This window comes from Verrucosispora sp. SN26_14.1 (assembly GCF_004307965.1).
Taxonomy (GTDB): Bacteria; Actinomycetota; Actinomycetes; order Mycobacteriales; family Micromonosporaceae; genus Micromonospora.
This window is the reverse complement of the sequence record NZ_SISL01000180.1, coordinates 1-11,120: the sequence shown is the minus strand read 5'-3', so window position 1 is coordinate 11,120 and position 11,120 is coordinate 1. Positions and strand designations below refer to the sequence as shown.

General features: G+C 72.3%; 10 protein-coding genes and 1 pseudogene. All 11 read left to right on the top strand.

The features are described from left to right. Positions 1 to 598: pseudogene (locus EYA84_RS17105) on the top strand (phenylalanine--tRNA ligase subunit beta); the annotation flags it as partial. A 210-nt stretch (positions 599 to 808) separates the two neighbouring features. After that, positions 809 to 2,011, top strand: a complete 1,203-nt coding sequence (locus tag EYA84_RS17100; RefSeq protein ID WP_131054062.1) for a nucleotide sugar dehydrogenase — start codon at positions 809 to 811, stop codon at positions 2,009 to 2,011. Then, on the top strand, positions 2,008 to 2,808 hold the full coding sequence (locus EYA84_RS17095) for a glycosyltransferase family 2 protein (protein ID WP_236145813.1): 801 nt from the start codon (positions 2,008 to 2,010) through the stop codon (positions 2,806 to 2,808). Before EYA84_RS17100 ends, EYA84_RS17095 begins: the two co-directional genes overlap by 4 nt. Positions 2,809 to 2,816: 8 nt before the next feature. Beyond that, on the top strand, positions 2,817 to 3,842 hold the full coding sequence (locus EYA84_RS17090; protein WP_131054061.1) for an NAD(P)-dependent oxidoreductase: 1,026 nt from the start codon (positions 2,817 to 2,819) through the stop codon (positions 3,840 to 3,842). A 106-nt stretch (positions 3,843 to 3,948) separates the two neighbouring features. After that, positions 3,949 to 4,950 carry an N-acetyl-gamma-glutamyl-phosphate reductase gene (argC, locus tag EYA84_RS17085; RefSeq protein ID WP_131054060.1) on the top strand — a complete coding sequence of 334 codons (1,002 nt, stop codon included), beginning with the start codon at positions 3,949 to 3,951 and terminating at the stop codon, positions 4,948 to 4,950. After that, a complete protein-coding gene (argJ, locus tag EYA84_RS17080) occupies positions 4,947 to 6,116 on the top strand; it encodes a bifunctional glutamate N-acetyltransferase/amino-acid acetyltransferase ArgJ (protein WP_131054059.1) in 1,170 nt (389 codons plus the stop codon). Before argC ends, argJ begins: the two co-directional genes overlap by 4 nt. 22 nt (positions 6,117 to 6,138) lie before the next feature. Further along, complete coding sequence (gene argB / locus EYA84_RS17075; protein ID WP_131054058.1) at positions 6,139 to 7,026, top strand: acetylglutamate kinase; 888 nt, start codon at positions 6,139 to 6,141, stop codon at positions 7,024 to 7,026. Next, entirely contained in the window at positions 7,023 to 8,255 is a 1,233-nt protein-coding gene (locus EYA84_RS17070) for an acetylornithine transaminase (protein WP_394347579.1), read from the top strand. Before argB ends, EYA84_RS17070 begins: the two co-directional genes overlap by 4 nt. Next, positions 8,252 to 9,178: an ornithine carbamoyltransferase gene (argF, locus tag EYA84_RS17065; protein ID WP_131054057.1), complete on the top strand. Its 927-nt coding sequence runs from the start codon at positions 8,252 to 8,254 to the stop codon at positions 9,176 to 9,178. The genes EYA84_RS17070 and argF overlap by 4 nt, the downstream gene beginning before the upstream one ends. Continuing rightward, positions 9,175 to 9,690: an arginine repressor gene (locus tag EYA84_RS17060; protein ID WP_117230175.1), complete on the top strand. Its 516-nt coding sequence runs from the start codon at positions 9,175 to 9,177 to the stop codon at positions 9,688 to 9,690. The genes argF and EYA84_RS17060 overlap by 4 nt, the downstream gene beginning before the upstream one ends. Positions 9,691 to 9,748: 58 nt before the next feature. After that, the coding region (gene argH / locus EYA84_RS17055; RefSeq protein ID WP_131054063.1) for an argininosuccinate lyase at positions 9,749 to 11,120 on the top strand (1,372 nt) is incomplete at its 3' end.

Below are 11,120 nucleotides of genomic sequence, written 5' to 3'. Positions count from 1 at the left end.
CGTCGAGCCGGCCGGCTGGTGGGGTGCGGGCCGGGCGGCCGGCTGGGCGGACGCCGTGGAGGCGGGTCGGGCGGTGCTGGCCGCCGCCGGGGTGCCGCAGGACAGCATCGAGGTGCGGGCCGCCGAGTACGCCCCCTGGCATCCCGGCCGGTGCGCCGCGTTGCTGGTGGACGGCACGGTGGTCGGCCACGCCGGTGAACTGCACCCGACGGTGCTCGCCACGCTGGAGTTGCCCCGCCGGACCAGCGCCATGGAGCTGGACCTGGACGCGCTGCCGGAGGCGCCGGTGGCGCTCGCGCCGACGGTGTCCGGCTTCCCGCCGGCGCTGATCGACGTGGCGTTGGTGGTGGACGAGTCGGTCCCGGCGGAGGCGGTGCGGCAGGCTCTCACCGAGGGCGCCGGCACCCTGCTGGAATCGGTGCGGCTGTTCGACGTGTACGCCTCCGAGCAGGTGGGCGCGGGCCGCAAGTCGTTGGCCTACAAGCTGACCTTCCGCGCACCGGACCGGACGCTGACCGTCGAGGAGGCGGTGGCCGCAAGGGACGCCGCGGTGGCCCGTGCCGCCGAGCGTTACCACGCCACCCTGCGCGGCGCCTGACGCGTATGTAAGGAGGGGTCCCCTGCTAACGCCTCGTGCATAGCAGGGGACCCCTCCTTACATGCCGGGGTTGAGCCGAGGGGCAGAGATCGGCCGAAAGGCTGGCATCGATAGCTGTTTGGTTACCCGCGAGTCACGTGCGAGCGGTTAGCCTGCTTGGACCCCGCGCACCGCCGCCGATCAGACCCGCCACCCCACGGGAGCCCCCTCATGTCCGACGAGCCACCCCCTGCGGTCGACGTCTGCATAGTCGGTGGTTGTGGCCGGGTCGGCCTGCCACTGGGCATCGCCTTCGCCGCCCGCGGACTCTCCGTCGTGCTGTACGACCTCAACGCCGACGCGGTGGACACCGTCAACGCCGCCACGTTGCCGTTCGCCGAGGCGGGTGCCGCCGCACCGCTGGCCGAGGCGGTGGCCGCCGGTCGTCTGCGGGCCACCACCGACCCGGCGGCCGTCGGCCTCTCCGCGCATCTGGTGGTCGTGGTGGGTACGCCGGTCGACGAGCACCTCAACCCGGATCTCGGTGCCGTGCCCCGGGCCCTGGAACGCTGTGCGGAGCACCTGCGGGACGGTCAGCTCGTCGTGCTGCGCAGCACCGTCTATCCGGGAGTGACCGCGCTGACCGAGAAGCTGCTGGCCGCCAAGGGTGTGCACGCCGACGTCGCCTTCTGTCCGGAGCGTATCGCCGAGGGCCACGCGATGACCGAGTTGTTCGCGCTGCCGCAGATCGTGGCCGCGCGGACGCCGGAGGCGCAGGCTCGGGCGGAGCGGCTGTTCCGGCACCTCACCGAGCAGATCGTGCCGTTGCAGCCGGAGGAGGCGGAGCTGGCGAAGCTGTTCACCAACACGTGGCGTTACATCAAGTTCGCCACCGCCAACCAGTTCTGGATGATGGCCAACGACGTCGGATTGGACTTCGCCCGGATCCGGCACGCCGCGGCGTTCGACTATCCGCGCGCGGCGGACCTGCCGATGCCGGGCTTCGCCGCCGGACCGTGCCTGTTCAAGGACACCATGCAGTTGGCCGCCTTCAACCGGAACAATTTCGTGCTCGGTCACTCGGCCATGCTGATCAACGAGGGGCTGCCGCTGTATCTGGTGTCCCGGTTGGAGGACCGCTTCGATCTGGCCACGTCGACCGTGGGCATCCTCGGCATGGCGTTCAAGGGCGGCAGCGACGACCCTCGGGAGAGCCTGGCGTACAAGCTGCGCAAGATCCTCGCGTTGAAGGCCCGCGAGACGCTCTGCACCGACCCGTACGTGGTCGACGAGCGGCTCCTCGACCTGGACGAGGTGGTGCGCCGGTCGGATCTGCTGGTCATCGCGGCCCCGCACGAGCAGTACGCCCGCCTCGACACCGACCGGCCGGTGATCGACATGTGGGGCCTGACCGGGCAGGGGGTGCGGGTGTGAACCCGCGCGTCTCGGTGATCGTGCCGGTCTACGACGAGGGCGAGGCGATCGTCCGTTGCCTGGAACGGATGCTGCGGGAGTTGATGCTCCCCGCCGAGGTGCTCATCGTGCACGACCAGCCCGAGGACACCACGGTGCCGTACGTGGAGCAGATCGCGCGGACCGATCCTCGGGTGCGGGCGGTGCTGAACACCTACGGGCGGGGCCCGGCCAACGCGATCCGGTTCGGCATCGACGCGGCCCGGGCGCCGGTCGTGGTGGTGACGATGGCCGACGGCTGTGACGACCCCCGGCAGATCGACGAGCTGGCCCGGCTGGTGGACCGGGGTGTGGTGGTCGCGGCGGCGTCCCGGTACATGCCGGGCGGCCAGCAGGTCGGCGGACCACGGCTGAAGCGGATCATGTCCCGGTGGGCGGGCCGGAGCCTGTACACCTTCGCCCGGGTCGGCACCCGGGACGCCACCAACAGCTTCAAGGCGTACGACACCGCGTTCGTGCGGGAGGTCGGTATCGAGTCGCGGACCGGCTTCGAGATCGGGCTGGAGCTGACCGCCAAGGCGACCCGGCTGCGGCTGCCGGTGGCGGAGATCCCGACGATCTGGCTGGACCGACCGCTCGGCGAGTCCCACTTCGACCTGGGGCGTTTCCTGCCGGGCTACCTGCGTTGGTACGTCTTCTCCTACGGTCGGCGGCTGAGCCGGGAGAAGATGGCCGCCCGGCGCGGGCCGGCGGTCGTGGCGGTCCCGCGCGGCGCCGGGTACGAACAGCGCGGCACCGAGTACGAGAAGACGGCTTAGGAGCGTACGTGGCGAAGGTCCTGGTTACCGGTTCGGCCGGCTTCATCGGCGGCTATCTGGTCTCCGAGTTGCTCGATCGCGGGCACGAGGTGGTCGGGATCGACGACTTCTCGAAGTACGGGCCGGTCACCCACAGCTACGACACGCACCCGCGTTTCCGGTTCGTCGAGGGTGACGCCCGCGACGTCGGCCTGCTCACCGACCTGCTCGACGGCTGCGACCACCTGGTCGCCGGTGCGGCGATGATCGGCGGGATCTCCTACTTCCACGCGTACGCCTACGACCTGCTCGCCACCAACGAACGGATCATGGCGGCCACCTGTGACGCGGCGATCCGGGCCCATCGGGAGGGTCGGCTCGCCAAGGTCACCTATCTGTCCTCCTCGATGGTGTACGAGTCGACGACGCACTGGCCGAGCCGGGAGGGCGACGAGCGGCGGATCCCGCCTCCGCTCTCCTCGTACGGCTTCCAGAAGCTGGCCGTGGAGTACTACGCCCGGGCGGCCTGGGAGCAGTACCGGCTGCCGTACACGATCGTGCGGCCGTTCAACTGCGTGGGCGTGGGGGAGGGGCGGGCCCTGGGCCAGGCCGAGGTGCTCTCCGGCAACGTCAAGCTGGCCATGTCGCACGTGGTGCCCGACCTGGTGCAGAAGATCGTCAAGGGGCAGGACCCGCTGCACATCCTCGGCGAGGGCGACCAGGTGCGGCACTACACCTACGGCGGTGACCTGGCACGGGGCATCGCGCTCGCCGTCGAGCACCCGGCCGCGTTGAACGAGGACTTCAACCTCTCCACCGCGCGGTCGACCACCGTACTGGAGCTGGCCGAGGTGATCTGGCGCAAGATCAAGGGGCCGGACGTGCCGTTCCGTCACGTCAGTGACGACCCTTTCGAGTACGACGTGCAGAGGCGTGTGCCGGACACCACCAAGGCCGCCGAGGTGCTCGGTTTCACGGCCGCCACCTCGCTGGACGAGATGCTCGACGAGGTCGTCCCGTGGGTGACCCGGGCGGTGGCCGAGGGGCGGCTCTGACCGTCCCGTCCGCACCCGGTGACATCACCATGCAGCGGTATGCATGACCTTGCGGTCAGTCATCGGCCGCTGCTAACCTCTTCTGCATAGTCATGCGGAGGTAGGTATGGGAATTCGGGTCGCAGTCGCCGGGGCGAGCGGATACGCCGGAGGTGAACTGCTGCGCCTGTTGGCCGGGCACCCCGAGTTCGACCTGGTCGCCGCCACCGCGCACCGCCAGGCGGGGCAGCCGCTGGACAGCGTGCACCCGCAGCTCACCGGCATGGACCTGACGTTCGCGGCGACCACCCCGGACGTCCTGGCCGATGCCGACCTGGTCTTCCTCGCCCTGCCGCACGGTGAGTCGGCGGCGCTCGCGTCCCGGCTGCCCGCGCAGGTGCGGGTGGTGGACCTCGGCGCCGACCACCGCCTGGTCGACGGGGACGCCTGGACCCGCTACTACGGCGGCACCCACGCCGGCGCGTGGACCTACGGGCTGCCCGAACTGCCCGGTCAGCGGGAGCGCATCGCCGCCTCGACGCGGGTGGCCAACACCGGCTGTTACGCGGCCACCATCGTGCTGGCGCTGGCACCACTGATCGCCGCCGGAGCCGCCGACCCGGCCGACGTGGTGGTCGTCGCCGCCAGCGGCACCTCGGGCGCGGGCCGGGCCGCCAAGACCCACCTGCTGGCCAGCGAGGTGGCGGGCGACCTGTCGCCCTACAAGGTCGGCGCCCACCAGCACGTACCCGAGATCAAGCAGGCCACCGGCGCGACCGGGCTGTCGTTCACACCGGTGCTGGCGCCGATGCCGCGCGGCATCCTGGCCACGGTCACCGCGCGGCCGACCGGCGAGGTGGACCCCCGCGCGGTGCTGGCGCAGGCGTACGCGGACGCGCCCTTCGTGCACCTGCTCCCCGAGGGCCGGTGGCCGCACACCGCCGCCACCCTCGGTGGCAACTCCTGCCACCTCCAGGCCACCGTCGACGTCGACTCCGGTCGGCTGATCGTGGTCGCCGCCCTGGACAACCTCGGCAAGGGCGCCGCCGGCCAGGCGGTGCAGAACGCCAACCTGATGTTCGGTCTGCCCGAGACCACGGGCCTGTCCTGCTTCGGAGTCGCGCCATGACCGTCACCACCCCCGGCGGGTTCCGGGCGGCCGGGGTCGCCGCCGGCCTCAAGACCAGCGGCGCCTCCGACGTGGCCCTGGTGGTCAACGACGGCCCGGACGCCGGGGTCGCCGCGGTCTTCACCAGCAACCGGGTCAAGGCCGCCCCGGTGGTCTGGACCCAGCAGGTGGTCCACGGCGGCCTGGTCCGGGCGGTGGTGCTCAACTCCGGCGGCGCGAACGCCTGCACCGGCCCGGCCGGCTTCCAGGACACCCACGCCACCGCCGAGCACACCGCCGCCGAACTGAGCGCGGTCAGCGGCCGGGAGTACGGCGCCGGTGAGGTGGCCGTCTGCTCCACCGGTCTGATCGGCGAGCGGCTGCCGATGGAGAAGCTCCTGCCGGGAGTGGCCTCGGCGGTGCGGGCCCTGGCCGGTGACGGCGGCGACGCCGCCGCCGAGGCGATCATGACCACCGACAGCCGACCGAAGACCGCCGTGACGCGCGGTGACGGCTGGACCGTCGGTGGCATGGCCAAGGGCGCCGGCATGCTGGCTCCCGGCATGGCCACCATGCTCTGCGTACTCACCACCGACGCGGTGGCCCCGCCGGAGACGCTCGGTGCGGCGCTGCGGGCCGCCACCCGGGTCACCTTCGACCGGGTCGACTCCGACGGCTGCATGTCGACGAACGACACCGTGCTGCTGCTGTCCAGCGGTGCCTCCGGGGTCACGCCGAGCGAGGCGGAGCTGACCGGCGCGGTCACCGCCGCCTGCCACGACCTGGCGAGGCAGTTGCTGGCCGACGCCGAGGGCGCCACGAAGGAGATCGCCATCGAGGTGGTCGGCGCGGCGAACGAGGACGAGGCGGTCGAGGTGGGCCGGTCGGTGGCCCGCAACAACCTGGTGAAGACCGCGCTGTTCGGCAACGACCCGAACTGGGGGCGGATCCTCGCCGCCGTCGGCACGACCGCCGCCACGTTCGAGCCGGACGAGATCGACGTCGCGGTCAACGGGATCTGGATCTGCCGCTCCGGCGCCGCCGCCGAGGACCGGTCCCGCGTCGACCTGACCGGACGCGACGTCACCATCCGCATCGACCTGCACGCCGGCGCCGCCGAGGCGACGGTGTGGACCAACGACCTGTCGCACGGCTACGTGCACGAGAACTCGGCGTATTCAACATGATCTATTACGGAAGGCCGGTCCGGTGACCCTGACCTCGGATCTGACCCGCGCCCAGGAGAAGGCCGCCACCCTGATCGAGGCACTGCCCTGGCTGGCCCGTTTCTCCGGCTCCACGGTGGTGGTCAAGTACGGCGGCAACGCCATGGTCGACCCCGAGTTGCAGCGGGCCTTCGCCGCCGACATGGTGTTCCTGCGCTACGTCGGGCTCAAGCCGGTGGTGGTGCACGGCGGGGGGCCGCAGATCTCGGCGATGCTCGGTCGGCTCGGCATCGACAGCGAGTTCCGGGGCGGCCTGCGGGTGACCACCCCGGAGGCGATGGACGTGGTCCGGATGGTGCTGGTCGGGCAGGTCGGCCGGGAACTGGTCGGGCTGATCAACGCGCACGGCCCGTTCGCGGTCGGGCTCTCCGGCGAGGACGCCGGGCTGTTCACGGCGGTACGCCGGCACGCGTACGTGGACGGCGAAGCGGTCGACGTGGGTCAGGTCGGCGACGTCGAGTCGGTGGACGTCTCGGCGGTGGACGACCTGATCGGAGCGGGCCGGATTCCGGTGATCTCCACCGTGGCGCCGGACGTGGACGGGGTGCTGCACAACCTCAACGCGGACACCGCCGCCGCCGCGCTGGCGGTCGCGCTGCGCGCCCGCAAGCTGGTCGTGCTCACCGACGTGCCCGGCCTGTACGCCGACTGGCCGGACACCTCCAGCCTGGTCAGCGAGATCGGCACCACCGAGCTGGCCGCACTGCTGCCGTCGCTGGAGTCGGGCATGGTGCCCAAGATGGAGGCCTGCCTGCGCGCGGTCAGCGGGGGCGTACCCGCGGCCCACGTGGTCGACGGTCGGGTCGCGCACTCCACCCTGTTGGAAGTTTTCACCTCGGAAGGCTTCGGGACGATGGTGATCCCCTCATGAGCGGGCGGAGTGCCGGCATGACGCTGGTCGAGCGGTGGCGGCAGTCGATGATGGACAACTACGGCACGCCGCCGCTGGCCCTGGTGTCCGGTTCCGGCGCCGTGGTCACGGACGAGGCCGGTCGGGAGTACGTGGACCTGCTCGGCGGCATCGCCGTCAACTCCCTCGGGCACGCGCACCCGGCCGTGGTGGCCGCCGTGTCGAAGCAGGTCGCCACGCTCGGGCACGTCTCCAACCTGTACGTCGCCGAACCCCCGGTGGCCCTGGCGGAGCTGCTGCTGGCCCTGGCCGGACGCCCGGGTCGGGTGTTCTTCGCCAACTCCGGCGCCGAGGCCAACGAGGCGGCGTTCAAGCTGTCCCGGCGTACCGGCCGCACCCACGTGGTCGCCACCGTCGGTGGTTTCCACGGCCGGACCATGGGTGCCCTGGCGTTGACCGGTCAGCCGGCCAAGGCCGACCCGTTCCGTCCGCTTCCCGGCGAGGTCGACCACGTCCCGTACGGTGACGTCGCCGCCCTTGAGGCGACGGTGACCGACGCGACCGCGATGGTGATCCTGGAGCCGATCCAGGGCGAGAGCGGCGTGGTGGTCCCACCGGCCGGCTACCTCGCCGCCGCCCGGCGGATCACCGCCCGGCACGGCGCGCTGCTGGTGGTCGACGAGGTGCAGACCGGTGTCGGTCGCACCGGACACTGGTACGCGCACCAGGCCGAGGGTGTCGAGCCGGACGTGGTGACCCTGGCCAAGGGGCTCGGCGGCGGACTGCCGATCGGTGCCACCCTGGCCTTCGGCCCGGCTGCGGACCTGCTGGTCGCCGGGTCGCACGGCAGCACGTTCGGCGGCAACCCGGTGAGCTGCGCCGCCGCGCTCGCGGTGATCTCCACGATCGCCCACGAGGGGCTGCTCGACCACGTCAAGCGGATCGGGGAGCGGCTGCGCCGGGGCATCGAGGGGCTCGGGCATCCGCTGGTCGGCGGGGTGCGGGGCGCCGGGCTGCTGCTCGGCGTGACCCTGACCGCGCCGGTGTCGGCCGCCGCCGCCGAGGCGCTGCGCGGCGCCGGTTTCCTGGTGAACCCGATCCAGCCGGACGTGCTCCGGCTGGCCCCGCCGCTGATCCTCACCGCCGACCAGGCCGACGCGTTCCTGGCCGCGCTGCCCCTCGCCCTCGACGCGGTGACGCCCACCCCCGGCCCGGCCGGTGACCTCGACCCGACGGAGGCCAAGGCATGACCCGGCACTTCCTGCGTGACGACGACCTGTCGCCCGCCGAGCAGGCCGCCGTGCTCGACCTGGCGGCCCGGATGAAGGCCGACCGGTTCGCGTACGCGCCGCTCGCCGGTCCGCGGTCGGTGGCGGTGCTCTTCGACAAGCAGAGCCTGCGGACCCGGATCTCGTTCGACGCCGGCATCGCCGAACTCGGCGGGCACCCGCTGGTGGTGGACACCCAGGTCACCCACTTCGGGCGGGGGGAGACGCTGGCCGACGCGGGGCGGGTGCTGTCCCGCTACGTGGCCGCGATCGTGCTGCGGACGCACGGTGACGACCGGATCGCCGAGGTCGCCGAGGGGGCCACCGTGCCGGTGGTCAACGCGCTGACCGACGGCTTCCACCCCTGCCAGCTCCTGGCCGACCTGCTGACCGTGCGGGAACGCTTCGGCGACACCGCCGGGCGCACCCTGGCGTACGTCGGCGACGCGGCGAACAACATGTCCCACTCGTACCTGCTGGCCGGCGCGACCGCCGGGATGCACGTCCGGGTCGCCGGTCCGGAGGGCTTCGCGCCCGACGCCGACGTGGTGGCCCGTGCCGAGGCGATCGCCGCCGACACCGGCGGCAGCGTCCGGGTGCTCGTCGACCCGGTCGACGCGGTCCGGGACGCCGACGTGGTCGCCACCGACACCTGGGTCTCGATGGGGCAGGAGGGCGACGGGCTGGACCGCGCCACCCCGTTCCTGCCGTACCAGGTCAACGAGGAACTGCTCGGGCACGCCGCACCGACGGTGATCGTGCTGCACTGCCTGCCGGCGCACCGGGGCGAGGAGATCACCGGCGAGGTGCTGGACGGCCCGCGCAGTGCCGTCTTCGACCAGGCGGAGAATCGGCTGCACGCCCAGAAGGCGTTGCTGGCGTTCCTCCTGGAGGAGAAGACATGAGTGCACCGCTGACCCGTGCCGCCCGGCACGCCCGCATCGTCGAGCTGATCCGTGACCGGGCCGTCCGTTCACAGACCGAGCTGGCCGAGTTCCTCGGCGACGAGGGCGTCCAGGTCACCCAGGCCACGCTCTCGCGGGACCTGAAGGAACTGGGGGCGGTCACCGCCCGGGGCGGCGACGGTCGGGCCGTGTACGTCATCCCGGAGGACGGCCACCGGCCGTTGCGCGACGCCGAGGCGGCGCCGGCCCGGCTGGTACGGCTGCTGCGGGAACTGCTCAACGAGGTCGACTCCAGCGGCAACATCGCCGTGCTGCGGACGCCGCCGGGGGCCGCACAGTATCTGGCCAGCGCGTTGGACCGGGCGGGACTGCCGGAGGTGGTCGGCACCATCGCCGGTGACGACACCATCCTCGTGGTGGCCCGCGAATCCGACGGCGGGGCCGCGCTCGGCGAACGGCTCGCCGGCTGGGCCCGTCGCGACGAGTACACCGAAGGGAACACAGCACCATGACCGAGCGGGACTTCGGGCGGGACGCCCGGTGCGGAGCGTCGCGGTGGTGACCGCCAGAATGGGCCAGGTGGACGACAAGAGCCTGACCGAGAACAGCGCGCCCGCCAACCGTACGAGCCTGTGGGGTGGCCGGTTCGCCGGTGGCCCGTCGGAGGCGCTGGCCCGCTTGTCGGTGAGCGTCCAGTTCGACTGGCGGCTGGCCCCGTACGACATCGCCGGTTCGCGGGCCCACGCCCGGGTGCTGGCCGGCGCCGGCCTGCTCGACCCGGACGAACTGGGCCGCATCCTCGCCGCCCTGGACGACCTGGAGGCGGCCTGCGCCTCCGGCGCCTTCCGGCCCACCGTCGACGACGAGGACGTGCACACCGCCCTGGAACGCGGGCTGCTGGAACGGCTCGGCAGCCTCGGCGGCAAGCTGCGCGCCGGCCGGTCCCGCAACGACCAGGTCGCCACCGACCTGCGGCTCTATCTGCGCGACCACGCCCGGGGGGTGGCGTCGCGGCTGGTCGAGCTGGCCGAGGCGCTGGTGGAGCAGGCCGAGCGGCACGTGGACACCGCCGCGCCCGGGATGACGCACCTGCAGCACGCCCAGCCGGTCACCTTCGGTCACTGGCTGCTCGCCCACGTGCAGCCGCTGCTGCGGGACCTGGAGCGGCTGCGCGACTGGGACCACCGTGCCGCCGTCAGCCCGCTCGGCGCGGGCGCGCTGGCCGGGTCGGGGCTGCCGCTGGACCCGGTGGCGGTCTCCAAGGAGTTGGGTTTCCGCACCTCGTTCGCCAACTCGATGGACGCGGTCGCGGACCGGGACTTCGTCGCCGAGTTCCTCTTCATCACGGCGCTGGTCGGCGTGCACCTGTCCCGCCTCGGCGAGGAGGTGGTGCTCTGGACGTCGCACGAGTTCGGCTGGGTGGAGCTGGACGACGCCTTCGCCACCGGCTCCTCGATCATGCCGCAGAAGAAGAACGCGGACATCGCCGAGCTGGCCCGGGGCAAGTCGGGACGGCTGGTCGGTGGGCTGGTCGCGGTGCTGACCATGCTCAAGGGCCTGCCCATGACGTACGACCGGGACATGCAGGAGGACAAGGAGCCGGCCTTCGACGCGGTCGACACCCTGGAACTGCTGCTGCCGGCCCTGGCCGGGATGATCTCCACCATGACGGTACGCGTCGACCGCCTGGTCGCCGCCGCGCCGGTGGGCTTCTCGCTGGCCACCGAGGTGGCCGACTGGCTGGTCCGCAAGGGTGTGCCGTTCCGCGACGCGCACGAGATCACCGGCAAGCTGGTGGCGCTCTGCGCGGTCCGGGACTGTGCCCTGGACGAGGTCTCCGACGACGACCTGGCCACGGTCAGCGAGCACCTCGACCCGAGCGTGCGCGACGTGCTGTCGGTCCGCTCGGCGTTGGCCGCCCGGCTGTCTCTGATACACCTCT